This is a genomic window from Paenibacillus sp. FSL W8-1187, assembly GCF_037965485.1.
In the GTDB taxonomy this organism is placed as follows: domain Bacteria; phylum Bacillota; class Bacilli; order Paenibacillales; family Paenibacillaceae; genus Paenibacillus_O; species Paenibacillus_O pasadenensis.
Genome location: NZ_CP150181.1, coordinates 2,507,880 through 2,530,892 on the forward strand (window position 1 = coordinate 2,507,880; position 23,013 = coordinate 2,530,892).

The following is a 23,013-nucleotide window of genomic DNA, read 5'->3' on the forward strand; positions in this document are numbered from 1 at the left end:
AAGATTGGTTGGCGCAACCGTCATAATCCGGAAGGATGGACAATATGCTATTACTAGTCCACAGCATGTACGAGTTGCGTCGCTTGCCTGCCCTCTTGACCGGTGGAAGGCGACGAACCGGATAATCGATTGGGAGGGGATCTGAAAGTGGAAAAAGTGGATATTTTCAAGGACATCGCCGAACGGACCGGCGGGGACATCTACCTCGGCGTCGTCGGCGCGGTCCGGACCGGCAAATCGACCTTCATCAAGCGATTCATGGAAACGACCGTACTCCCGAACATCACGAGCGAGGTCGACCGCGTGCGCGCCGTGGATGAGCTGCCCCAAAGCGCGGCAGGCAAGACGATCATGACGACGGAGCCGAAGTTCGTGCCGAACCAGGCGGTCCGCATCCATGTGGCCGAAGGGCTCGAGGTGAACGTGCGGCTGGTCGACTGCGTCGGCTACGCGGTGGACGGCGCCAAAGGCTACGAGGACGAGAACGGCCCGCGCATGATCACGACGCCTTGGTTCGAGGAGCCGATCCCGTTCCAGGAAGCGGCCGAGATCGGCACGCGCAAGGTCATCCAGGAGCATTCCACGCTCGGCGTCGTCGTGACGACCGACGGCACGATCGCCGAGATCCCCCGCAGCTCGTACGTGGAGTCGGAAGAGCGCGTCATCGCGGAGCTCAAGGAAGTCGGCAAGCCGTTCGTGCTGATCATCAACTCGACGCGGCCGAAAAGCGACGAGGCGCTCCAGCTGCGCGGCGAGCTGCAGGCGAAATACGACATCCCGGTCATGACGCTGAGCGCGGCCAGCATGGGCGAGGAGGAAGTGACCTCCGTCCTGCGTGAGGTGCTCTACGAATTCCCGGTGCATGAAGTGAACGTCAACCTGCCGAGCTGGGTCATGGTGCTCAGCGAGAACCACTGGCTCCGCAGCAACTACGAGAACTCGGTGCGCGATACGGTCCAGGACATCCGGAGGCTGCGCGACGTGGACCGCGTGGTCGCCCAGTTCATGGAATACGACTTCATCTCGCGCGCCGGATTGAGCGATATGAACATGGGCCAAGGCGTGGCCGAGATCGACCTGTACGCGCCTGACGAGCTGTACGACCAGATCCTGATGGAGGTCGTAGGCGTCGAGATCCGCGGCAAGGATCATCTGCTCCAGCTCATGCAGGACTTCACCCATGCCAAGCGCGAGTACGACCGGTTCGCCGAGGCGCTGGAAATGGTTAAGACGACGGGCTACGGCATCGCCGCTCCGACGCTGGCCGAGATGCAGCTCGACGAGCCTGAGCTCATCCGCCAAGGCTCCCGCTTCGGCGTGAGGCTGAAGGCGACCGCGCCGTCGATCCACATGATCCGGGTCGACGTCGAGTCGGAGTTCGCGCCGATCATCGGCACGGAAAAGCAGAGCGAGGAGCTCGTGCGCTATCTGATGCAGGACTTCGAGAACGATCCGATCAAGGTGTGGGATTCCGACATGTTCGGCCGCTCGCTCCACTCGATCGTACGCGAAGGCATCCAGGGCAAGATCGCCATGATGCCGGACAACGCCCGCTACAAGCTGCAGGAGACGCTCGGCCGCATCATCAACGAGGGCTCGGGCGGGTTGATCGCGATTATTCTCTGATTCGCATAAATATGCAGCATCTTCAACAGCCGAATGTCAGCCGACATTCGGCTTCTTCTATTTACGGCGAGATGAGATTCGCGATATATCTATAAACCTATAGATAATTCCTATTATGATCGACTAGAAAATCGAAACCGCTTCATAAAAAAGTGCTTGCATCTCGACCGTCCCGTTCTATAATTATTCATAGCTCTTTTATTCGATGTTTTTCGACATAAAAGATGTAAATTCCGATTGACTTGCTTGGTAAACATGCTATGATGAGGTCAATACTTGGCTTGCCGCCAGTGGCGGCGCGGTCGTGCAGGAGGAGAAGAAGAGAGATGAAGTGGGGCAGAAAAACGATGCTGGTCGCAGCGGCGGCAGCGATGCTGGCGACGGCGGCATGCGGAAGCAAAGGCGGCAACGGAGGGAACGGCGGCGCGCCGGCGAACGAAGGCGAGGGCGCGGTCAAGCCATCCAACGCGATTCTGGCGACGCTCGGCGAGGGCAATGACGATCTCAAGGGCAAAAAGATCGCGCTGATCATGCAGTTCAACGAAGGCGCGTTCTCGGCTCAGTACGTCGCGGGCGTGAAGGAGCAGGTCGAAAGCCTCGGCGGCACGCTGCAGGTGCAGGCCGCCGGCAACAACCTGGCGAACATGTCTTCTCAGCTCGATGCGGCGGTCAACGGCGGCTTCGACGGCATCCTCACCGACCACGGCACGGCCGAGGCGCTCGAGGCCGGCGTGAAGAAGGCGGTCGACAAGGGCATTCCGGTCGTGGCGTTCGACGCCAACCTGACCGTTCCCGGCGTGACGGTGCTGCAGCAGAGCGACGAGGAGATGGCCAAGCAGCTGCTCGAAAAGATGAAAGAGGATATCGGCGGCAAAGGCAATATCGTCAAGGTATGGGTGGCCGGCTTCGCTCCGATGGAGCGCCGTCAGATTTCCTATAAGGCGTTCATGGACGCCAATCCGGACATCAAGGAGATCGCGCATTTCGGCACGGCGGACAAGCCGGCGCTCGACACGCAGAACCAGATGGAAGCGATCCTCAAGCAATACCCGAACAAAGGCGACATCTCGGCGGTGTGGGCGTCGTGGGACGAGTTCGCCAAAGGGGCGACGCGCGCCATCCAGCAAGCCGGCCGCAACGAGATCAAGGTGTACGGCATCGACATGAGCGACGAGGACCTGCAGCTGATCCAGGACGAGAACTCCCCGTGGGTCGCCTCGATCGCCGTCGATCCGAAGGATATCGGACGCGTGCAGGCCCGCTACCTGTACCAGAAGCTGCACGGCGACCCGACCGACGACAAGGTTGTCCTGCAGGCCGTCATGGTGACGCGCGACGCGCTGCCGAAGGACAAGAAGATCAACACGACCGAGCTCGGCGAATACGTCGAGGGCTGGGGCAAGAGCGAGCAGGGCATTGCCGAGTGGATGGGCCGCTCGGACAAGTAAACGTCCGTTCGCAGGCAAAAGGGGAAGGCGGCCGCCGGCCGCCTTTCGCTGCTTTTCCGCCTGCGGCAGGAAAGGAAGGGGAAAGAAATGGACAATCGGCCTTCACGGCTGAGGCTGTCGGGCATCGCCAAGTCGTTCTCCGGCGTGCCGGCGCTGCACGGCGTCGATCTTGAGCTGGCCGGCGGCGAAATCCACGCGCTGCTCGGAGCGAACGGCGCCGGCAAGAGCACGCTCATCAAGATCCTTTCCGGAGCCTATGCGTCGGACCGTGGCGTCATCGAGCTGGACGGCGCCGCCGTCCGCATCGACAGTCCCAAAGCGGCCAAGGAGCTCGGCATCCACTGCGTCTACCAGGAGGTGGACACCGCGCTCGTGCCGGGACTGAGCGTCGCGGAGAACATCATGCTGGACCGGCATTCGGCCGCCGGAGCCGGCTTTTGGGTCGACTGGAAATCGCTCCATCTGGAGGCGGCCGAGACGCTTCGCCGCCTTGGGGCGGACATTCCGCTGCACAAGCGCGCGGGCGAGCTGACGCTTGCTGAGAAGCAGCTCGTGCTGATCGCCCGGCTGCTGACGGAGCAGGCGCGCTTCGTCGTGCTCGACGAGCCGACGGCGCCGCTCAGCCTGGAGGAGGCCGAGCGGCTGTTCCGCGTCATGGAGGCGCTGCGGGCGGAAGGCATCGGCATCGTCTTCATCACGCATCGGCTGCCGGAGGTGTTCCGCTTGTGCAGCCGCGTGACGGTCATGCGCGACGGGCGCCGCATCTGGACCAAGCCGGCAGCGGAGACGAACGCGGACGATGTCGCGCTCGCCATGCTCGGCCGCCGCTTCGAGGACGAATATCCGAAGCTGGATGCCGACATCGGGGAGATGCTGCTGGAGGTGAGCGGACTGCGCAGCGGCAGCCGCGTCAAAGGCGTCGACCTGAACGTGCGCAGCGGCGAGATTACGGCCGTCGTCGGCCTTGTCGGCGCCGGCAAGACGGAGCTGTCGCGCGCGATTTTCGGAGCGGACGCCTCCAGCGGCGGCGAGGTGCGCGTCGCGGGCAAGCCGGTGCGGACGGCGCAGCCGGCCGATGCGGTGCGCGGCGGCATCGCGCTCGTGCCGGAGGAGCGCCGGCGCCAGGGCATCATAGCCAGCGACACCGTGCTGCGCAACCTGACGCTGCCGACGCTCGGCAAGCTGCTGCGCGGCGGATTGCTGTCGCGCCGGCGGGAGCAGCGAAGCGCGGACAGCCTGATCGCCCGGCTCGGCATCAAGACGTCCGGCTACGGCCAGTCCGTCTCCACGCTCAGCGGAGGCAACCAGCAGAAGGTCAGCATCGGCAAATGGATTCCGACCGACGCCTCGGTCTATCTGTTCGACGAGCCGACCAAAGGCGTCGATATCGGCGCCAAACGGGATATTTTCCAGGTCATCGGGACGCTCGCCCAGCAAGGCAAGGCGGTGCTGTACCTGACCTGCGAATTCCAGGAGGCGATCGGCATCGCCGACCGCATCCTGGTCATGTACGACGGCGCCATCGTGCGCGAATTCGGGCGCGGAGAAGCCTCGCAGGAGGAGCTTCTCATCCACGCCAGCGGAGGAAGGGGAGGGACCTCATGAGAGCCAATGCCAAGCTGACCGATTTCATCTTCAAATACGGCTCGTTGATCGTCATCGGGCTGGTCATCCTGTTCTTCTCGCTCTGGGACGAGCATTTCTTCACCTACGACAATCTGGCCTCGATCCTGAGGTCCATCTCGATCACGGCGTTCGTCGCCATCGGCGTCACCTTCTCGCTGTCGGTCGACGGCTTCGACCTGTCGGTCGGCTCGACCGTCTCGATGGTCATCGCGTTCTCGACCGCGCTCATGGTCTGGTACGAAATGCCGCTCGCGGTCGTCATCATCGGCTCGCTGGCGATCGGCGCGGCCGTCGGTCTCGTCAACTCGCTGCTGATCGTGCGCATCCGCATCCCCGATCTGCTGGCGACGCTCGCGATCATGTATGTCGTATCGGGCCTGCAGCAGATCTTCACCAAAGGCAACTCGATCTACAGCAACATGATCATGCCGGACGGCTCCTCCGCTCCGGGCACGATCTCCCCGGCCTTCCTCTGGCTCGGACAGGGCGAGCTGCTCGGCGTGCCGGTGCCGGTCGCGCTCATGATCGTCGCGTTCGTGCTGGTGTTCGTGTTCTTCACCTATACGCGCATGGGACGCCAGATGGAGATGACCGGAGGCAACGAGGAGGCGGCTCGCCTCTCGGGCGTGCGCGTCCGCCGCATCCGCACGACGGCGTACGTTCTGTCCGGCCTGTTCGCGGCCGTCGGCGGCTTGCTGTTCGCCGCGCGCACGGGCAGCGGCCAGTCCGGCGCCGGCGCTCCGATCCTGATGGAAGCGGTCGCGGCCGTGTTCGTCGGCTACTCGGTGCTCGGCGCGGGACGGCCCAACATCATCGGCACCTTTTTCGGCGCGGTGCTCATCGGCGTGCTGCTCAACGGGCTGACGATGATGAACGTGCCTTACTATTCCAACGACTTCATCAAAGGCGGAGTGCTCGTGCTCGCGCTTGCCATCACGTTCATCCACCTGAACCGCCGCAAGGCGTGAATGCCGCGCCGCAGCAGGGCGGAGAGGGCTTTCGTACCGCCCAAAAATACCCTTGTATTCCGCTTGCGGCTGTATTAGTATAAGTTTGTTCCGCCTGAGCAGGTATATTTTTGCAGGAAAAGGCAAAACCATGTGATAAGGTGAGAAACTACAGGAGGTGAGATCATTGAACAAGACCGATCTGATCAACAAAGTATCCGAGGTCGCGGAGCTTTCCAAGAAGGATGCGACGAAAGCGGTCGACGCCGTGTTCGAAGCCATCTCCGATGCCCTTCAATCGGGCGACAAGGTGCAGCTCGTCGGCTTCGGCAACTTCGAGGTGCGCGAACGCCAAGCCCGCAAGGGACGGAATCCGCAAACGGGCGAGGAGATCGACATTCCCGCCAGCAAGACGCCGGCGTTCAAGCCTGGCAAATCGCTCAAGGATCTGGTTTCCAACTGAACCGCTCCGCCGTCCGAATGACCGCATTCGGACGTTTTTTGTTATTGACAACCTCTCCGCCCTTCAGGTAGACTCTTCCTTGTCACGGCTTGTGACATCGGGGTATGGCGCAGCCCGGTAGCGCGCACCCTTGGGGTGGGTGAGGTCGCAGGTTCAAATCCTGTTACTCCGACCATACATAACGAGCAGCTGCTTTCCTGACGCCGATCGGGAGAGCAGTTTTTTCTAGAGGGCATCCCCCTGCGGAAAGGAGCATGCATGATGGATCAGCTGCATGGAGAATACATCGTCATCAAAGCGAAGGATCAAGGCGTGCAGGTCATCGGACTTACGCGCGGCACGGATACGCGCTTTCATCATACGGAGAAGCTCGACAAGGGCGAGGTGCTGCTGGCGCAGTTCACCGACCACACCTCCGCCATCAAGATCCGGGGACGGGCGACGATCATGACCCGCTACGGCACGGTGGACTCGGGGGATTAGCTGCAGGCGTAAGCCTGGCATCAGGCTGCAGGTTAGCCTGGCATCAGGCTGCAGGCGTAAGTTCGGCAGCAAGCTGCAGGCGCGAGCCTGCTTTTTCTTTTGTCCGCCCCGCGGATCGATCATGAAACGGCTGTCCCTCCCGTATACTGGCTAGAAGAGAGGCGGACAGCCTGCCGTCCGGCAGGCCGCCGGGAGGGAGGCGCGGACGATGAGAGCGGGAGGATGGATGCGGATGGCCGCGGCCGCGGCCGCGGCGGGAGGAGCGATGCTGCTGCTCGCGCTGCTGCCGATCGGCCCCGGGCGATCGGGGGAGCCCGACCGGCCGGCGTTCCGGACGGAGCTGCCGGCGGCGCTCGGCCAGTCCAATCTGGTCGACAGCCTGCAGTCGCTGGGGCTCGGAAGCCGGCTCGAGCGAGTCGAATGGAGCGGCAGCGTGCTTCGCGTCGACCTGCGGGCGGAGCAGGGGGAGCTCGGCGACATCCGCTGGCGGGACGATCTGCGCGGGCTTGCCGAGCTCTGCTTCGTCCGCAGCTCCAATGTGACGAGGCTGCTGGCGCGGCTGCAGTCGGAGCGCGGCGGCCTTTCCGCGGCGGCCGACCTGCGCCGCACGGACGCCTGGATCGGCGAGCGGGAGCTGGCCGACTGGAGCGGAATCTCGCTGCGCGGCGACCGTTTGTGGCAATCGCGCCTCCGGCTCGTCTATTTCGACGCCGACCGCCCCGCTCGCTGAGCGGAGGCGGCCGTTTGTACGGCTCCCTGTCATTTGTGGTATACTAATTTAGATTATGGAACGGCCCAAGATTCGCCGTCAGGTTCGGAGGCTTCCCTCATGACAGATTACCGAATACCCGATTTAGCCGGCAAGTACACGAAGCATGACATGATCGAGCGCTTCGCCGATCTGCCTCCGTTTCCCGATGCGCGGGCCCGGCTGCTCAGCTGCTTCCTGAAGCATGGAGCGGACGGAGAGCCGCAGGAGCTGCATGCGCTCGCATCCTCGCTCGTGCAGCTCGGTCTCGACACCCATGACCGGGTCGACACGGAATCCGGCGACCGCGGCATGCGCCAGATGCGCCAGCGGCAGCTGCGCGTCCTTGCCGGAGATTATTTCAGCAGCCGGTTCTACCAGCTGCTTGCCGGCGCCGGGCGGATCGAGACGATCCGCAGGCTGAGCGAGGCGATCTGCGAGTCCAACCGCCTCAAGACCGAGCTTTACCTGCTCATGAAGCGGGGACGGATCGGGGCGGAGGAATACGTGGAGCGCCAATCCCGCATCCGCGGCGTGCTGCTCCACAGCTATTCGTCCTTGCTGGACGAGCGGCTTCGCCCGGCATGGGCGAGGCTCGTGGATGCGCTCGCGCAGCTGGAGACGCTCCTGGAGGAGAAGCGGGCGCTCGCAGGCGCTGCCGAGTTCGCGTGCAGCTGGGGCTGGTGGCATGTGCTGGAGCACGGCGAGCAGCGCGACCGCCGGCTGCTGGAGCAGGCGGGCGAGGGCGACCCGGGCATATGGATTGAAAAATACGGCCTGACCGCCTTATTGGCGGACAAGCTCGGCGAGAGCGCGGCCCGGTTCGGGCGGCTCGCGTCCGACATCGTTCCGGCGGCGCTAGCCGAGGAGGCGGCAGCCATCGTCCATGTGCTGCTCGCTCCGGCTGCCGCAGCCGCGGCCGGAACGGCAGGCGAGTCGAGGTGACAACGCAGATGAACTCAAGCTCCAAGGAATCCCATGTCCATTCGGTGTTCCAGAAGATCGCGCCGAAGTACGACATGATGAACGATCTGCTCAGCTTCCGCCAGCATAAGGCTTGGCGGAAATTCACGATGCGCAAGATGGCGGTCCGACCCGGCGATACGGCGATCGACCTGTGCTGCGGCACCTGCGACTGGACGCTGTCCATCGCCAAGGCGAGCGGCACCGGCCGGGTCGTCGGGCTGGACTTCAGCCCGGCGATGCTCGAGGTCGGCCAGCGCAAGGTCGACCAGGAGCGCCTCGGCGGCCAGATCACGCTCGTGCAGGGCAACGCGATGCAGCTCCCATACCCGGACGACAGCTTCGACTTCGCCACGATCGGCTTCGGCCTGCGCAACGTGCCGGATCTGGAGCAGGTGCTGCGGGAGATGAAGCGCGTCGTCAAGCCGGGCGGCAAGGTCGTCTGCCTCGAGCTGTCCAAGCCGACCTGGCAGCCGTTCAAAGGCCTCTACTATTTCTACTTCGAGCATCTTTTGCCCCGTGTCGGCAAGCTGGTGGCCAAGTCGTACGAGCAGTACAAATGGCTGCCGGAATCGCTTCAGTCGTTCCCGGGCCGCCGGGAGCTGGCGGACATCTTCCGCCGGACCGGCTTGGAATCGGTCAGCGCCGATCCGCTTACGGGCGGCATCGCGGCGCTTCATATCGGGACGAAGGGGACGGACGGAAGATGATTCGCAAAGTACGCATTTTTTTGGAAATGATCAAGTTCGAGCATACGATCTTCGCCTTGCCTTTCGCCTATATCGGCATGCTGCTCGGCTCCGTCACGATGGAAGGACGCCTGCCGGGCTGGGCCGAGGCGGGCTGGATCACGCTGGCGATGTTCGGAGCGCGCAGCGCGGCCATGGGACTCAACCGCCTGATCGACAAGGCGATCGACCTCAAAAATCCGCGGACCGAAAAAAGGGCACTGCCAGCCGGGCTGCTGAAGACCGGCGAGGTTGTGCTTTTCGTCGTGCTTTCGTTCGTCCTGTTTTTCTGGGCGGCGTCCCGGCTCGATCCGATCTGCGTGAAGCTGATGCCGATCGCCGTGTTCTTCCTCGTCATCTATTCGTACGCCAAGCGCTTCACCTGGCTGTGCCACATCATCCTCGGCCTGACGATCGGCCTCGCGCCGCTCGGCGGCTGGGTCGCCGTCACCGGCTCGTTCGAGCCGGCGGCATGGGTATTCTACATCGGCATCGTCTTTTGGCTCGCCGGCTTCGATACGATCTACGCGCTGCAGGACATCGACTTCGACCGCAAGGAAAAGGTCTATTCCATCCCGGCGCGCTTCGGCGTCGTCCGCTCGCTGCAACTTGCCAAGGCGTTCCATCTCGTCACGGCCGCCTGCTTCGTCGCGCTGTTCTTCATGACGGACCTGAGCTGGATCTATCTGGCCGGCGTCGCCCTGTCGATCGGCATCCTGTTCTACGAGCATCTCATCCTCGGGCCAAGCGACATGAGCCGGCTGCAGACCGCCTTCTTCACGATGAACGGCTGGCTCAGCATCACGATGCTCGCCTTCACGCTGCTTGACCTGATCGTGCTGAGGGCTTGGGCATGAGCGCCGTGGCGGGGGCCCGCCCTGCGCGCTGGGCGGTCGGCATCACCGGAGCGAGCGGAGCGATCTACGGCGTCCGCCTGATCGAGGAGCTGCTGAAGGCCGGCTGCGAGGTCGGCCTCGTCATCAGCGACGCCGGCTGGCGGGTGCTCAAGGAGGAGCTCGGCTGGGACGCCGCGCGGCGGCAGGACTCGATCCGCCGCGCGTTCGGCGAGGCGGCCGACGACGGCCGGCTGCGGCTGTATCCGAGCGGCGACATCGGCGCGAACATCGCCAGCGGCTCGTACCGCATGCAGGGCATGGTCATCGTGCCGTGCTCGATGGGAACGCTGTCGGCCGTCGCTCACGGCTCGTCGGACAATCTGATGACCCGCGCGGCGGACGTGATGCTCAAGGAGGGGAGACGGCTGCTGCTCGTTCCCCGCGAGACGCCGCTGCATGCGATCCATCTGGAGAACATGCTCAAGCTGTCGCGCCTCGGCGTCTCGATCGTGCCGGCGATGCCGGCTTTTTACTACGGGCCTCGCTCGATGGAGGATCTGATCGATTTTCTGGTAGGCAAGCTGCTGGATCTGATGGGGTTCGAGCATGACTTGTTTCGCCGCTGGGGAGATGATGGGCGTGCCTGACAGCAGACCGATCGATGTCGGCAGAATCGACTACACGAATACTTGGCCGCTGTTCCATTACGTGCCCGACGAGACCGAGGACTACCGCATCGTGCGCCGCGTTCCGTCGGGACTGAACCGCATGCTGCAGGAGGGGAAGCTCGCCGTATCGGCCGTTTCCTCGTTTATTTACGGCATGGATCCGCAAAGCTACGCGCTGCTGCCGGGGCTGTCCGTCGGGACGGTAGGGCGCGTGCGCTCGCTCCTGCTGTTCCTCAAAAAACCGCTGCGCGAAGCGCTGAGAGGGAGGATCGCGCTGACTGACACGTCGGCGACGACGATCAACCTGCTCAAGATCATCCTCGCGCTCCGGTACGACGGCAATCCTCAGTACACGGTCATGCAGCCGGATCTCGAAGCGATGCTCGAGGAAAACGACGCGGCGCTGCTCATCGGAGACAGCGCCATCCGCGCCAGCTGGACCGATCATGGGCTGGAGGTCATGGACCTCGGCCAGGAGTGGCATGAGTGGACGGGCCTCGGCATGACCTATGCCGTCGTAGCCGCCCGGCGGGACGCTCTCGCCTCCCGTCCGGACGAAGTGCTCCATCTGCATCGCGACCTGCTCGACAGCCGTCGCCGGAGCGTCGCCGATCCCGAGCCGCTCGTCCAGCGGGCGGCCGCGCTGATCGGCGGCTCCCCCGCCTATTGGCGGGAATACTTCAGCGCGATCCGCTACGACTTCGGTCCGGAGCTGCGCGAGGGCCTGGAGCTGTATTACCGCTACGCGCATCAGCTCGGACTTATCGGCGAGCCGGCGTCGCTCGCATTCATCGATCCGCAATTATCGACAGGCAGGTGAACGAATGAAACTGCTAGACCTGTATGCCAAAATGAAAGGCGAGCTGAGCGGCATCGAGCGCCAGCTCGAAGCGGCCGTGGCCGACGACGACAGCCTGCTCGGCGAGTCGTCCCTGCATCTGCTGCAGGCGGGCGGCAAGCGCATCCGCCCGGTGTTCGTCCTGCTCGCCGGACGCTTCGGCGAATACCGGCTGGAGGAGCTGCAGCGCGTGGCCGTCTCGCTGGAGCTGATCCACAGCGCGAGCCTCGTCCATGACGACGTCATCGACAACGCCCGCACCCGGAGAGGCCAGCCGACGGTCGGCGCGAAGTGGGACAACCGCATCGCCATGTACACCGGAGACTTCATCTACGCCAAGGCTCTCGGGTTGATGACGCAGGCGCGCGAGCCGGAGCTGCATCGCATCCTGGCGCGGGCGATGGTGCAGATGTGCATCGGCGAGATGGAGCAGGTGCGCGACTTCTTCCATACGGAGCAGTCGGTGCGCAACTATCTGAGGCGGATCCGCCGCAAGACCGCCCTGCTCATCGCCATCAGCTGCGAGATGGGCGCGGTCGCGGCGGGAGCGGACCGCAGGACGAGCAGCCTGCTCTACCGGTTCGGCTACAATACCGGCATGGCGTTCCAGATCCGCGACGACCTGCTCGACCTGCTCGGCACCGAGAAGCAGATCGGCAAGCCGCCGGGCTCGGACATCCGCCAAGGGAACATCACGCTGCCGGTGCTGCTGGCCCTCCAGGAGGAGGAGCGCAGGACGCCGCTGCTGCAGGAGATCCGGTCGATCCGGGAAAGCGACGGGCGCGCCGACACGCATGCGGCGATCCAGCTCATCCGCGGCAGCCGCGGCGTCGCGACGGCGGAGCGGATGGCGGAGACATTTACGGCAAAAGCTTTGTCCGCGCTGGCAGGACTTCCGGATCTTCCGGCGAAGAAGAATTTGATCGACATCGCCCATTTTATCAACAAACGCAGCTATTGACGCCTCGCCGCCCGCGGCAAGGAAGGTCGGCAGCCGCATCGATCCAGGAGGGAAGCGCATGGAAAGAACGCTGATCATGGTCAAGCCGGATGGCGTGCAGAGAGGGCTGATCGGCGAGATCATGTCCCGCTTCGAAAAAAAAGGGCTGCAGCTCGCGGCCGCGAAATTCATGATGGTGAGCCAGGAGCTCGCGGAAACCCACTACGGCGAGCATAAGGGCAAGCCGTTTTACGACAAGCTGATCGTGTTCATTACCGCGGGTCCCGTATTCGCGATGGTGTGGGAAGCGGACAACGCGATCGCCCTGACGCGCGCGATGATCGGCAAGACCGACGCCGTCGAGGCGGCGCCCGGCACGATCCGCTCGGACTTTGCCATACATACGAACCTCAACCTCGTGCACGGTTCCGATTCCGCCGAAAATGCCGAGAGGGAGATCGCACTTTGGTTCGCACCGGAGGAGATCGTAAGCTATGACCGGACTATCGCCCGCTGGATCTGATCCCGCTGCGGCGGGGGCGGATCCGGACTTCCTCCGCTTCGTCGAGCAGATCCGCGCCCATACCCGCATCGACCTGTCGCAATACAAGGAGAACCAGATGAAGCGCAGGCTGACGACGCTGCGCCTCCGCCACGGCTTCTCCACCTTCGACGCCTACTGGCAGGCGCTCAGCCGCTCGCCCGAGCTGATGGACGAATTCCTCGACCGGATGACGATCAACGTCTCCGAATTCTGGCGCAACCCGGGCCGCTGGGAAGTGCTGGGCAGCCGCTTCCTGCCGGAGCTGCTGCGGGACAACCCGCGCCTGCGCTGCTGGAGCGCCGCCTGCTCGACCGGGGAGGAGCCCTATACGCTCTCGATTCTGCTGGAGGAGCTCGGCGCCTCCGCCCGCTCCGAGATCACGGCGACCGATCTCGATCGGGGCGTGCTCGCCAAGGCGGAGGCGGGCGAGTACCACTCCCGTTCCGTCAAGGACGTGCCGAAGCCGCTGCTGGACAAGCATTTCAAGGCGATTCCCGGCGGCTTCGCGGTGCGCCCGGAGCTGCGCCGCATCATCCGCTTCCGCCAGCACAACCTGCTGGACGACCGCTTCGACGGGCCTTATGATCTCATCATCTGCCGCAACGTCATGATTTATTTCACCGAGGAGGCCAAGACGCTCCTCTACCGCAAGTTCGCCGAAGCGCTTCGTCCGGGCGGCATCCTGTTCGTCGGCAGCACGGAGCAGATCTTCTCTCCGGGCGAATACGGGCTGGAGTCGGCGGAAACGTTCTTCTACCGGCGCAAAGCCTGATCGTCCGCAAGCCCGGCCCGTCCAGCGGCCGGGCTTGCTTTCTTGTCAAACGGACGCGCCATATACTATAATGGGCAAAGAAACCGGGACGGACGGCCTTGAGCCGAGCAGGGCCGGGCGCCGACCGGCGAGGGATGCATCCCCCGCCGGAGCGGTGCCGGTCCTCCTTTCCGCAGCATGGCGCTTGAGTTCTTAAAAGCGTCGCTGTGGTAAAGCGATCGGATAAACCGGGCCTGAATACGAGGGGGGAAGATCTGGCATGAGTTTACGTTATTTGACAGCGGGAGAGACGCACGGCCCCCAGCTGACGGCCCTTATCGAGGGGCTTCCGAGCAACCTGCAGCTTGACTTCGAGGAGCTGAACTTCCAGCTGCTTCGCCGCCAGAAGGGCTATGGCCGCGGACGCCGCATGCAGATCGAGAAGGATACGGCGCAGATCGTCGGCGGCGTGCGCCACGGGCGGACGACCGGGGCTCCGGTCGCGATCGTGGTCGCCAACAACGACTGGAAGCATTGGACCTCGGTCATGAACATCGAGCCGATCGAGGGCGGAGACGAGGCCAAGCGGCGCGTGCATCGTCCTCGGCCCGGCCACGCCGACCTCAACGGCGGGCTCAAGTACGACCTCAAGGATCTGCGCAACGTGCTGGAGCGCTCCAGCGCCCGCGAGACGGCGGCGCGCGTCGCCGTAGGCGCGATGGCCCGGCAGCTGCTGGCCGCCTTCGGCATCAAGGTCGCCGGCCAGGTCATCCGCATCGGAGACATCGAGGCTCCGCCCAACCAGCTGCCGGCCGACGAGCTCGCGCGTCTGACCGAGGAGTCCTCGGTCCGCGTCGTGGATAAAGAGACCGAAGCCAGGATGGAAGCCTACATCGACCAGATCAAGGCGGACGGAGACTCCATCGGCGGCATCGTCGAATGCGTCGTCGAAGGCGTTCCGGTCGGCCTCGGCTCCCATGTGCAGTGGGACCGCAAGCTCGATTCCCGCATCGCCGGAGCCGTCGTCAGCATCAACGCCTTCAAAGGCTGCGAGATCGGCATCGGCTTCGAGGCGGGCATCCTGCGCGGCTCCCAGGTGCATGATCCGATCCTGTACAGCGAGGAGCGGGGCTACCACCGCGCCTCCAACAACGCCGGCGGCTTCGAAGGCGGGATGACGACCGGCGAGCCGATCGTCGTGCGCGGCGTCATGAAGCCGATTCCGACGCTGTACAAGCCGCTTGCGAGCGTCGACATCGACACGCGCGAGCCGTTCACGGCGCAGGTCGAGCGCTCCGACAGCTGCGCCGTTCCGGCGGCCAGCGTCGTAATGGAGCATGTCGTCGCCTGGGAAGTGGCGAAGGCGTTCCTGGAGAAGTTCGGCGGGGACTCGATGGAGGAGATCCGCCGCAACTACGACGGCTACCTCGAGCAAGTCAGAGGCTACTGACATGCGCGAGCTCAGAGTGGATCTCGGCGAGCGGTCCTATCCGATCCGGATCGGGGAGGGCCTGCTCGGCCAGGCGGGGCAGGAGCTGCTTGAAGCCGGCCTGAGCGTCAAGTCTCCGCTGCTTGTCGTCAGCGACGATTCGGTCGCTCCCCTGTATTTGGAGCCGCTGCTGGAGCAGCTGCGGTCGGCCGGCTTCCGCGCCGCTTCCTGCGTCGTGCCGGCCGGCGAGTCGTCCAAGTCGCTCACCCGCTTCGAGGAGATCATGACGAGGGCGCTCGAGGAAGGGCTTGACCGCAAGTCCGCGATCGTCGCGCTAGGCGGCGGCGTCGTCGGCGACCTGGCCGGTTATGCGGCCGCATCCTACATGCGCGGCATCCGGTTCGTGCAGATGCCGACGACGATCCTTGCCCATGACAGCAGCGTCGGCGGCAAGGTGGCGGTGAACCATCCGATGGCCAAAAACATCATCGGCGCATTTCACCAGCCGGCGCTCGTGCTGTACGATCTCGACACGCTGAAGACGCTGCCGCGGCGCGAGGTGAGCGCGGGGCTGGCGGAGGTCGTCAAGCACGGCCTCATTCGCGACGCCGCTTTTGTCGACTGGTGCGTCCGGCACGCCGATCGGCTGCTCGCGCTCGATCCGGAAACGCTCGGCTACGCGCTGTTCAAAGGATGCGAGGTCAAGGCGGCCGTCGTGTCGGCGGACGAGACGGAGCAGGACCTGCGCGCGATCCTCAATCTCGGCCATACGATCGGCCATGCGCTCGAGGCGGTGGCCGGCTACGGCGAGCTTCTTCACGGAGAAGCGATATCGATCGGCATGATCGGCTCGGCGCTGCTCGGCGTGCAGCTCGGAGCGCCGCAAGAAGTGTATCTCCGTACCCGCGAGGCGCTCGGCAAGGCCGGTCTGCCCGTCTCGCTGCCGGAGCATTTCGATACGGACCGGATCATGGAAGCGATGATGCATGACAAGAAATTCGGCGAAGGCAAAATGGTGTTCGTCGTGCCGACCGCGATCGGAGAAGTCGAGATTCGCAGCGACATCCGCGAGCAGTGGGTCCGGGACATCGTCGAGCGGCTGAAACGGGAGGCAAGCTGGCCATGAGCGTGAGGGGAATTCGCGGCGCCATCACGGTAGACCGCAACGAGGAGCAGGACATCCTGGAGGCGACATCGGAGATGCTGCAGGCGATCGTCGCGGAGAACCGGGTCGACCCGGAAGAAATCTGCAGCGTGCTCATCACGGTGACGACGGATCTGGACGCGGCGTTTCCGGCTCGGGCGATCCGCGGCCTCGAGGGCTGGGACCTCGTGCCGCTCATGTGCGCCGTCGAGGTGCCGGTCAAGGGCAGCCTGGAGCGCTGCATCCGGCTGATGGTCACCGTCAACACGGAGCTGACGCAAAAAGAGATCAAGCATGTCTACCTGCGCGGCGCCGGCGTGCTCCGTCCGGATCTGAGCGGTGCCAAGGGTTGACGGCTCGGTAGGTCCCCTGTATAGTTGGGATAATGATTTTCGCGATCGCCTGTAGAGGGCGGAGCAGGCAGTCCCCGATCATGTCCGGCGGTTAGAGGGCTTGGAGTGGCGGGGAGCCTGAGAGAGACGAGTCGAGATGAGCTTAGCTGAGATGGAGGAGCCTGCGTCGCGCAGACGATCCTGCTTCGCATCGCCTTTGCGGCGTTGACGGAGGGATTGCTTGCATGGCATGCAGCGGCTGCTCTTCGAGCCTATTCTTTTCATCGCTCTTATCCAGCTCCCGCCTATGGCGGGAGCTTTTTGCATGAAGTCCTTTTCCATCTGATGCCAAGGAGACGATGAAGATGAATCGAGAGCTGCAGTCCGTGCTCCGCCTCGCGGGACGGTACAATCTGATCCCGATCGCGCGCTACCTGCTGGCGGACACCGAGACGCCGATCCGGCTGTTCCAGCATTTCGCCCGCGAGAAAAGAGCTTTCCTGCTGGAGAGCGTCGAGGGCGGAGCGAAATGGGCCCGCCACTCCTTCATCGGCATGGACCCGTTCATGATGCTCTACGGCAAGAACGGCCGGATGGTGCTGGAGAAGCGCGGGGAGCGGATCGAGCTGGACGAGGGCCGTCCGCTGGAGCTGCTGAAAGCCCATCTGCGGGCGTACCGCAGCCCGGAGCTTCCCGGCATCCCGTCCTTCAGCGGCGGCGCCGTCGGCTTTTTCGGCTACGATCTGCTGCACTACTACGAGAACCTGCCGAAGCATCGCCATGACGACCTGCAGATGAACGACCTGCAGTTCATGTTCTGCGACTCGATGATCGTATTCGACCACTTCAAGCAGCAGATCGGCGTCATCGGCAACGTGCATGTGCCGGACGCCGCGACCGACCGGGAGATCGAGCAGGCGTACGAGGCGACGGTCGAGCGGATCGAGCGCACGCTCGAGAAGCTGCGCCAGCCGGTGCCGCCGCTGGCGACGGCGGGCCCGCTGCCCGACGATCCGGATCTCGGGGACATCCGCTCCAACCTGTCCAAGGAGCAGTTCATCGCCAACGTCGACGCAGCCAAGGACTATATCCGCGCGGGCGACATCTTCCAGGTCGTGCTGTCCCAGCGGTTCCATATCGAGACCGACGTCGATCCGCTCCATGTGTACCGGATCCTGAGGACGCTCAACCCTTCGCCGTACATGTATTATTTGAAAATGGACGACGAGGTCATCGTCGGCACGTCGCCCGAGGCTCTCGTCAAAGTGTCCGACGGCAAGGTCGAGACGAGGCCGATCGCCGGCACGAGGCCGCGCGGCCGCACCGAGGAGGAGGACCGCGAGCTCGAGGCCGACCTGCTCGCGGACGAAAAGGAGCGCGCCGAGCATCTGATGCTCGTCGATCTCGGACGCAACGACATCGGCCGGGTGGCCGAATTCGGAAGCGTGCGCTGCGATTCGTTCATGGAGATCGAGCGCTATTCCCATGTCATGCACATCGTCTCCAACGTGACGGGCACGATGCGCGAGGACAAGGATTTCTTCGACGCCTTCATCAGCTGCCTGCCGGCCGGAACCGTATCGGGCGCGCCGAAGCTGCGGGCGATGGAGATCATCGCCGAGCTCGAGACGGAGGCGCGGGGGGCTTACGCGGGAGCGATCGGCTACTTCGGCTTCAGCGGACGGAGCATGGATACCTGCATCACGATCCGCACGATCATCTTCAAGAACGGCAAGGCGTACGTGCAGGCCGGCGCAGGCGTCGTGTGGGACTCCGTTCCGGAAAAGGAATACGAGGAGACGGTCAACAAGGCCAAGGGCATGCTCAAGGCGATCCGCACGGCCGAGGCCGCATTCCCGCGGCGCGGCGGCGAGCCGGCCAGAGCTGCGGCGATCAACAGCGATTATTTCGTACCGGCAGGAAAGGAGGAGCGGGCATGATGGAGGCGGTTCGTACGACGACGATGAAGACGGCGCTCGACAAGCTGATCGGAGGGGGACATCTGACCCGAGCGGAAGCGGGAGACGTGATGCGCCTGATCATGGACGGAGCGGCGACGCCCGCGCAGATCGCCGGCGTCGCGACGGCGCTGCGGATGAAAGGCGAGACGATCGACGAGATCACCGGCTTCGCCGAGACGATGCGCGGCTTCTCGCGACGCGTGGAGACGGCGCAGGAAGGGCTGCTCGACACTTGCGGCACCGGAGGCTCCGGCATCCACAAGTTCAACATTTCGACGGCGTCGTCCATCATCGCAGCCGCGTCCGGCGTGCGGGTCGCCAAGCACGGCAACCGCGCGATGAGCGGCAAGGCCGGCAGCGCGGACGTGCTCGAGGCGCTCGGCGTGGCGATCTCGCTCGATGAGCGTCAAGCGGCGGCGTGCCTGCAGGAGATCGGCATCTGCTTCCTGTTCGCGCAGCTCTACCATCCGTCCCTCCGCCATGCGGCGGCTCCGCGCCGGGAGCTCGGCGTGCGCACGATCTTCAACATGCTCGGTCCGCTCGCCAACCCGGCCGGCGCCGACCGGCAGCTGCTCGGACTGTACGACCGCTCCCGCACCGAGACGGTCGCGAGCGTGCTCGGCACGCTCGGCCTGAAGCGGGCGCTCGTCGTATCCAGCCATGACGGCCTCGACGAGATCAGCATCAGCGCCGCTACGACCGTATCGGAGCTCGGGGAGGACGGCCAGGTGCGCACGTACGACCTGACGCCGGAGGAGCTGGGCATCGCCCGGCAGCCGCTGTCGGCGATCCAGGGCGGATCTGCGGAAGACAACGCCGCCATCATCCGCCGCATCTTCGACGGCTCCGAGCGCGGCGCCTACCGCGACATCGTGCTGCTCAACGCCGGAGCCTGCATCTATGCGGCCGGCGCGGCCGTGACGCTGCTCGGCGGCGTGGAAGCCGCCCGCCATGCCATCGACAGCGGCGCCGCCGGCGCCAAGCTGGAGCAATTGATCCAAAAGACAGGAGAGCTGGCCCATGTTTCTTGATCGCATCGTCCATACGAAAAAAAGCGAGGTCGAAGCGCTGGCGAGCCGCTTCAGCCTTACCGCCTATGAGAAAGAAATTTCCGGAATGGAGCCGTGCCGCGGCTTCATCGGAGCCGTCACCGCGCGCCGCCGGCGCGACGTCGGCCTGATCGCGGAGGTGAAGAAGGCCTCGCCTTCCAAAGGGCTGATCCGCGCCGACTTCAATCCGGTCGAGCTCGCCAAAACGTACGAGCAGGCCGGAGCGGACTGCATCTCCGTGCTGACCGACCGCGACTACTTCCAGGGCGCGCCGGAATACCTCGCCTCGATCCGCGCGGCCGTCTCGTTGCCGCTGCTGCGCAAGGACTTCCTCATCGACTACCGCCAGGTGTACGAGGCCCGCGTCATCGGCGCGGACGCCGTGCTGCTCATCGCGGCCATCCTGGACCGCCCGCGGCTCAAGGAGCTGCATGAGATCGCCGAGTCGCTCGGCATGGACGTGCTCGTCGAGGTGCATGACGAGCGCGAGCTGGACGGCGTGCTGGACGCGGGCATCGCGAAGCTGGTCGGCATCAACAACCGCAACCTGCATACGTTCGAGACGAGCCTGGAGACGACGGAGCGGCTGATGCGGATGGTGCCGGCCGGGCTTCCGGTCATCAGCGAGAGCTCGATCTCCGCTCCCGAGGACGTCGCCTACGTACGCTCGGCCGGCGCGGCCGGCGTGCTCGTCGGCGAGCACTTCATGCGCCAGCCGGATCCGGCCGAGGCGGTCGAGCGGCTGCTCGGACCGGTGCGCGTCCGATGAGCGCTCCTGCAGGGCGCGATTGCGGCGCCGCTCCGGGCCAGGGCTCATCCGCTCCGCTGCTCAAGATTTGCGGCATCCGGGACGAGGCGACCGCCAGGCTGCTCGGGCAGCTCCCGGTCGATTACGCCGGCTTCGTGTTCGCGCCGAGCCGGCGCCAGGTCGCTGCGGCGGAGGCGGCGCGGCTCATCGCCGCGATGAAGGCCGCGGCGAAGGAAGCGGGACGCCCCGCTCCGCTGGCTGTCGGCGTGTTCGTGAACGCGCCGGCGTCGGAGCTGGCCGAGGCGGCGAAGGAGGCGGGACTCGACCTCGTGCAGCTGCACGGCTCGGAGAGCCCGGAGGCATGCCTCGCCGCCGCGGAGGCCGCCGGGCTTCCCGTCTGGAAGGCGCTGCACGCGGGACGGCTGGCCGCCGGCCCGGAGGCGGCCGCCGCGGAAGTCGCGCGTTATGCGGACGCGGGCGTCCGCGGCCTGCTGCTCGATACGGCAGGGGGCGGCACCGGCCGCACGTTCGACTGGGAAATGATCCCCGGCTATGCGGAGGCCGCCGCCGCCGCCGGCTTGCCGCTGCTGGCGGCAGGCGGGCTGCATCCGGACAATGTGCGCGAGCTGATCGACGGCTACTCGCCGGACGGAATTGACGTCTCGAGCGGAGTGGAGCAGGATGGACAGAAGTCGCCGGAACGGATCCGGTCATTTACGGAAAGGGTGAAGCAGCGATGAATCAGGTACCTGATGAGAATGGACGCTTCGGCAAGTTCGGGGGGAGGTACGTGCCCGAGACGCTGATGAACGCGCTCTTCGAGCTGGAGGAAGCCTACAAGCACTACTCCAAGGACCCCGGCTTCCAGGAAGAGGTCCGCTATCTGCTCCATAAATATTCGGGAAGGCCGACCTCGCTCTACTACGCCGAGCGGCTGACGAGCCATCTCGGAGGCGCGAAGATCCTGCTCAAGCGAGAGGACCTCAACCATACCGGCGCCCATAAGATCAACAATACGATCGGCCAAGGCGTGCTGGCGAAGCGCATGGGCAAAAAGAAGATCATCGCCGAGACGGGGGCCGGACAGCATGGCGTCGCATCGGCGACGATCGCCGCGCTGCTCGGGCTCGAGTGCAAGGTGTTCATGGGCGAGGAGGATACGAAGCGCCAGCAGCTCAACGTATTCCGCATGCAGCTGCTCGGCGCCGAGGTCGTGCCGGTGCTGTCGGGCACGCGCACGCTCAAGGACGCCTGCAACGAGACGCTCCGCTACTGGGTGAGCCATGTCGACGACACCTACTACATCCTCGGCTCCGTCACCGGTCCGCATCCATATCCGATGATGGTGCGCGACTTCCAGCGCATCATCGGCGACGAGGCGCGCGAGCAGGTCCTGCGGGACGAAGGGCGGCTGCCGGATTACGTCGTCGCCGCTGTCGGAGGGGGCAGCAACGCGATGGGTATCTTCTATCCGTTCGTCGGCGACGAATCGGTCCAGCTGATCGGCGTCGAGGCGGCGGGACGCGGCGTCGACACCGACGAGCATGCGGCGACGATGACGCTCGGACGGCATGGCGTGTTCCAAGGCTCGCTCAGCTACGTGCTGCAGGACGACAGCGGCCAGGTGCTGCCGGCCCACTCGATTTCCGCCGGACTCGACTATCCGGGCATCGGACCGGAGCACTCCTACCTCAAGGATTCCGGACGGGCGGAGTACGTTCCGGTCACGGACGCGGAAGCGCTCGAAGCGCTGCAGCTGCTGAGCCGCACGGAAGGCATCATCCCGGCGCTGGAGTCGGCCCACGCGATCGCGCAGGTCATGAAGCTCGCCCCGACGCTGCCCAAGGACAAGACGATCGTCGTCTCGCTGTCGGGCCGCGGCGACAAGGACGTAGAAGCCATCATGGGATATCTGGGGGGGAAGCCGAATGAATCGCATTGACGAAGTGTTCGCGGCGCTGAAGGCCGAGGGCCGCGCGGCGCTCATTCCGTTCGTCACGACGGGCGATCCGAGCCTGGACGCGACGGTCGACATCGTGCTCGAGCTGGAGCGCAGCGGCGCCGACATGGTCGAGCTGGGCGTTCCCTATTCCGACCCGCTGGCCGACGGACCGGTCATTCAGCAGGCATCGGAGCGAGCGCTGCGCGGACCGGTGACGCTCGAGGGCTGCGTCCTGGTGGCTGAGCGCGCCCGGGAAGCCGGCTGCCGCATGCCGTTCATCCTGTTCAGCTATTTCAACCCGATCCTGCAGTACGGGCTGGAGCGGTTCTTCACGCTCCTCCATGACAAGGGCATCAGCGGCCTCATCATCCCGGACCTGCCGATCGAGGAGGACGGAGAGGTGCGGGAAATGGCCGCCGAGGCCGGCATCCACCTCATTCCGCTTGTCGCGCCGACGTCCAAGGCGCGCGTGCAGCGGATCGCCGCAAGCGCGCAAGGGTTCGTCTACTGCGTCAGCTCGCTCGGCGTGACGGGCATGCGCAGCGAATTCCACAGCGGCATCGAGGAATTTTTGCAGTCGGTGCGCGAGGCGGCGCCGGTGCCGATCGCGGTCGGCTTCGGCATCAGCAGCCGCGACCAGGTCGAGCGGATGAGCCGCCATGCCGACGGCGTCATCGTCGGGAGCGCGATCGTGCGGCAGGTCGAAGAGGCGCTGCCGCTGCTTGCCGAGCCGTCGACGTACCGCGACGGAATCGCGCAGATCGGCCGCTTCGTCGCCTCCCTGCGCGGCTGACTTGGT

At 64.8% G+C, this 23,013-nt stretch carries 24 protein-coding genes and 1 tRNA gene; all 25 read left to right on the top strand.

The window, feature by feature from the left end; translation table 11 throughout:
• Window positions 1-147 precede the first annotated feature (147 nt).
• The 25 genes from spoIVA (at window position 148) to trpA (ending at window position 23,007) form a co-directional block, all read left to right on the top strand.
• Entirely contained in the window at window positions 148-1,626 is a 1,479-nt protein-coding gene (spoIVA, locus tag NYE40_RS10795; protein ID WP_028599783.1) for a stage IV sporulation protein A, read from the top strand.
• 326 nt (window positions 1,627-1,952) lie between these two features.
• Window positions 1,953-3,074: a sugar ABC transporter substrate-binding protein gene (locus NYE40_RS10800; protein ID WP_028599782.1), complete on the top strand. Its 1,122-nt coding sequence runs from the start codon at window positions 1,953-1,955 to the stop codon at window positions 3,072-3,074.
• Window positions 3,075-3,161: 87 nt separating this feature from the next.
• The gene (locus tag NYE40_RS10805) at window positions 3,162-4,679 is read left to right on the top strand and encodes a sugar ABC transporter ATP-binding protein (RefSeq protein WP_028599781.1); all 1,518 of its coding nucleotides are present in this window, start codon (window positions 3,162-3,164) and stop codon (window positions 4,677-4,679) included.
• Window positions 4,676-5,668, top strand: a complete 993-nt coding sequence (locus NYE40_RS10810) for an ABC transporter permease (protein WP_028599780.1) — start codon at window positions 4,676-4,678, stop codon at window positions 5,666-5,668. The genes NYE40_RS10805 and NYE40_RS10810 overlap by 4 nt, the downstream gene beginning before the upstream one ends.
• A 166-nt stretch (window positions 5,669-5,834) precedes the next feature.
• Window positions 5,835-6,110 carry an HU family DNA-binding protein gene (locus tag NYE40_RS10815; RefSeq protein ID WP_028599779.1) on the top strand — a complete coding sequence of 92 codons (276 nt, stop codon included), beginning with the start codon at window positions 5,835-5,837 and terminating at the stop codon, window positions 6,108-6,110.
• A gap of 98 nt (window positions 6,111-6,208) precedes the next feature.
• Window positions 6,209-6,285: transfer RNA gene (locus NYE40_RS10820), tRNA-Pro, on the top strand.
• A gap of 86 nt (window positions 6,286-6,371) precedes the next feature.
• Complete coding sequence (gene mtrB, locus NYE40_RS10825) at window positions 6,372-6,593, top strand: trp RNA-binding attenuation protein MtrB (protein ID WP_028599778.1); 222 nt, start codon at window positions 6,372-6,374, stop codon at window positions 6,591-6,593.
• 208 nt (window positions 6,594-6,801) lie between these two features.
• On the top strand, window positions 6,802-7,323 hold the full coding sequence (locus NYE40_RS10830) for a hypothetical protein (protein ID WP_028599777.1): 522 nt from the start codon (window positions 6,802-6,804) through the stop codon (window positions 7,321-7,323).
• Window positions 7,324-7,422: 99 nt separating this feature from the next.
• Complete coding sequence (locus NYE40_RS10835; protein WP_084137426.1) at window positions 7,423-8,286, top strand: heptaprenyl diphosphate synthase component 1; 864 nt, start codon at window positions 7,423-7,425, stop codon at window positions 8,284-8,286.
• An 8-nt stretch (window positions 8,287-8,294) separates the two neighbouring features.
• Entirely contained in the window at window positions 8,295-9,014 is a 720-nt protein-coding gene (locus NYE40_RS10840; RefSeq protein ID WP_043111591.1) for a demethylmenaquinone methyltransferase, read from the top strand.
• The gene (locus NYE40_RS10845; protein ID WP_101809040.1) at window positions 9,011-9,889 is read left to right on the top strand and encodes a UbiA-like polyprenyltransferase; all 879 of its coding nucleotides are present in this window, start codon (window positions 9,011-9,013) and stop codon (window positions 9,887-9,889) included. The genes NYE40_RS10840 and NYE40_RS10845 overlap by 4 nt, the downstream gene beginning before the upstream one ends.
• Complete coding sequence (locus NYE40_RS10850) at window positions 9,886-10,515, top strand: flavin prenyltransferase UbiX (protein ID WP_339279889.1); 630 nt, start codon at window positions 9,886-9,888, stop codon at window positions 10,513-10,515. The genes NYE40_RS10845 and NYE40_RS10850 overlap by 4 nt, the downstream gene beginning before the upstream one ends.
• Window positions 10,508-11,356, top strand: a complete 849-nt coding sequence (locus NYE40_RS10855; protein WP_339279891.1) for a menaquinone biosynthesis protein — start codon at window positions 10,508-10,510, stop codon at window positions 11,354-11,356. The genes NYE40_RS10850 and NYE40_RS10855 overlap by 8 nt, the downstream gene beginning before the upstream one ends.
• A 4-nt stretch (window positions 11,357-11,360) precedes the next feature.
• Window positions 11,361-12,335, top strand: coding sequence for a polyprenyl synthetase family protein (locus NYE40_RS10860; RefSeq protein ID WP_028599772.1), 975 nt, complete (start codon window positions 11,361-11,363; stop codon window positions 12,333-12,335).
• 58 nt (window positions 12,336-12,393) lie between these two features.
• On the top strand, window positions 12,394-12,837 hold the full coding sequence (gene ndk / locus NYE40_RS10865) for a nucleoside-diphosphate kinase (protein WP_028599771.1): 444 nt from the start codon (window positions 12,394-12,396) through the stop codon (window positions 12,835-12,837).
• Window positions 12,809-13,630 (top strand): protein-glutamate O-methyltransferase CheR, encoded by an 822-nt coding sequence (locus NYE40_RS10870; RefSeq protein ID WP_339279894.1) that lies wholly within the window; start codon window positions 12,809-12,811, stop codon window positions 13,628-13,630. The genes ndk and NYE40_RS10870 overlap by 29 nt, the downstream gene beginning before the upstream one ends.
• 259 nt (window positions 13,631-13,889) lie before the next feature.
• Window positions 13,890-15,059, top strand: coding sequence for a chorismate synthase (aroC, locus tag NYE40_RS10875; RefSeq protein ID WP_339279896.1), 1,170 nt, complete (start codon window positions 13,890-13,892; stop codon window positions 15,057-15,059).
• Window position 15,060: 1 nt separating this feature from the next.
• Window positions 15,061-16,164 carry a 3-dehydroquinate synthase gene (aroB, locus tag NYE40_RS10880; protein WP_339279898.1) on the top strand — a complete coding sequence of 368 codons (1,104 nt, stop codon included), beginning with the start codon at window positions 15,061-15,063 and terminating at the stop codon, window positions 16,162-16,164.
• Window positions 16,161-16,535 carry a chorismate mutase gene (gene aroH, locus NYE40_RS10885; RefSeq protein WP_028599768.1) on the top strand — a complete coding sequence of 125 codons (375 nt, stop codon included), beginning with the start codon at window positions 16,161-16,163 and terminating at the stop codon, window positions 16,533-16,535. Before aroB ends, aroH begins: the two co-directional genes overlap by 4 nt.
• A gap of 344 nt (window positions 16,536-16,879) precedes the next feature.
• Window positions 16,880-18,454 (top strand): anthranilate synthase component I, encoded by a 1,575-nt coding sequence (gene trpE, locus NYE40_RS10890; protein ID WP_101809045.1) that lies wholly within the window; start codon window positions 16,880-16,882, stop codon window positions 18,452-18,454.
• The gene (gene trpD, locus NYE40_RS10895) at window positions 18,454-19,506 is read left to right on the top strand and encodes an anthranilate phosphoribosyltransferase (protein ID WP_339280045.1); all 1,053 of its coding nucleotides are present in this window, start codon (window positions 18,454-18,456) and stop codon (window positions 19,504-19,506) included. Before trpE ends, trpD begins: the two co-directional genes overlap by 1 nt.
• Entirely contained in the window at window positions 19,496-20,293 is a 798-nt protein-coding gene (trpC, locus tag NYE40_RS10900; RefSeq protein ID WP_101809046.1) for an indole-3-glycerol phosphate synthase TrpC, read from the top strand. Before trpD ends, trpC begins: the two co-directional genes overlap by 11 nt.
• On the top strand, window positions 20,290-21,012 hold the full coding sequence (locus NYE40_RS10905) for a phosphoribosylanthranilate isomerase (protein WP_052333424.1): 723 nt from the start codon (window positions 20,290-20,292) through the stop codon (window positions 21,010-21,012). Before trpC ends, NYE40_RS10905 begins: the two co-directional genes overlap by 4 nt.
• On the top strand, window positions 21,009-22,214 hold the full coding sequence (trpB, locus tag NYE40_RS10910; RefSeq protein WP_028599763.1) for a tryptophan synthase subunit beta: 1,206 nt from the start codon (window positions 21,009-21,011) through the stop codon (window positions 22,212-22,214). The genes NYE40_RS10905 and trpB overlap by 4 nt, the downstream gene beginning before the upstream one ends.
• Window positions 22,201-23,007: a tryptophan synthase subunit alpha gene (trpA, locus tag NYE40_RS10915; protein WP_028599762.1), complete on the top strand. Its 807-nt coding sequence runs from the start codon at window positions 22,201-22,203 to the stop codon at window positions 23,005-23,007. Before trpB ends, trpA begins: the two co-directional genes overlap by 14 nt.
• Window positions 23,008-23,013 lie beyond the last annotated feature (6 nt).

What these genes read in the sequence shown, in the direction of transcription:
- trpB (WP_028599763.1), top strand. Translation starts at nt 21,009, where the DNA reads ATGAATCAGGTACCTGATGAGAATGGACGCTTCGGCAAGTTCGGGGGG.
- NYE40_RS10835 (WP_084137426.1), top strand. Translation starts at nt 7,423, where the DNA reads ATGACAGATTACCGAATACCCGATTTAGCCGGCAAGTACACGAAGCAT.
- trpE (WP_101809045.1), top strand. Translation starts at nt 16,880, where the DNA reads ATGAATCGAGAGCTGCAGTCCGTGCTCCGCCTCGCGGGACGGTACAAT.
- ndk (WP_028599771.1), top strand. Translation starts at nt 12,394, where the DNA reads ATGGAAAGAACGCTGATCATGGTCAAGCCGGATGGCGTGCAGAGAGGG.
- NYE40_RS10850 (WP_339279889.1), top strand. Translation starts at nt 9,886, where the DNA reads ATGAGCGCCGTGGCGGGGGCCCGCCCTGCGCGCTGGGCGGTCGGCATC.
- aroH (WP_028599768.1), top strand. Translation starts at nt 16,161, where the DNA reads ATGAGCGTGAGGGGAATTCGCGGCGCCATCACGGTAGACCGCAACGAG.
- NYE40_RS10800 (WP_028599782.1), top strand. Translation starts at nt 1,953, where the DNA reads ATGAAGTGGGGCAGAAAAACGATGCTGGTCGCAGCGGCGGCAGCGATG.
- NYE40_RS10840 (WP_043111591.1), top strand. Translation starts at nt 8,295, where the DNA reads ATGAACTCAAGCTCCAAGGAATCCCATGTCCATTCGGTGTTCCAGAAG.
- NYE40_RS10810 (WP_028599780.1), top strand. Translation starts at nt 4,676, where the DNA reads ATGAGAGCCAATGCCAAGCTGACCGATTTCATCTTCAAATACGGCTCG.
- NYE40_RS10870 (WP_339279894.1), top strand. Translation starts at nt 12,809, where the DNA reads ATGACCGGACTATCGCCCGCTGGATCTGATCCCGCTGCGGCGGGGGCG.
- NYE40_RS10860 (WP_028599772.1), top strand. Translation starts at nt 11,361, where the DNA reads ATGAAACTGCTAGACCTGTATGCCAAAATGAAAGGCGAGCTGAGCGGC.
- NYE40_RS10830 (WP_028599777.1), top strand. Translation starts at nt 6,802, where the DNA reads ATGAGAGCGGGAGGATGGATGCGGATGGCCGCGGCCGCGGCCGCGGCG.
- NYE40_RS10845 (WP_101809040.1), top strand. Translation starts at nt 9,011, where the DNA reads ATGATTCGCAAAGTACGCATTTTTTTGGAAATGATCAAGTTCGAGCAT.
- trpA (WP_028599762.1), top strand. Translation starts at nt 22,201, where the DNA reads ATGAATCGCATTGACGAAGTGTTCGCGGCGCTGAAGGCCGAGGGCCGC.
- trpD (WP_339280045.1), top strand. Translation starts at nt 18,454, where the DNA reads ATGGAGGCGGTTCGTACGACGACGATGAAGACGGCGCTCGACAAGCTG.
- aroC (WP_339279896.1), top strand. Translation starts at nt 13,890, where the DNA reads ATGAGTTTACGTTATTTGACAGCGGGAGAGACGCACGGCCCCCAGCTG.
- NYE40_RS10905 (WP_052333424.1), top strand. Translation starts at nt 20,290, where the DNA reads ATGAGCGCTCCTGCAGGGCGCGATTGCGGCGCCGCTCCGGGCCAGGGC.
- aroB (WP_339279898.1), top strand. Translation starts at nt 15,061, where the DNA reads ATGCGCGAGCTCAGAGTGGATCTCGGCGAGCGGTCCTATCCGATCCGG.
- mtrB (WP_028599778.1), top strand. Translation starts at nt 6,372, where the DNA reads ATGGATCAGCTGCATGGAGAATACATCGTCATCAAAGCGAAGGATCAA.
- trpC (WP_101809046.1), top strand. Translation starts at nt 19,496, where the DNA reads ATGTTTCTTGATCGCATCGTCCATACGAAAAAAAGCGAGGTCGAAGCG.
- NYE40_RS10805 (WP_028599781.1), top strand. Translation starts at nt 3,162, where the DNA reads ATGGACAATCGGCCTTCACGGCTGAGGCTGTCGGGCATCGCCAAGTCG.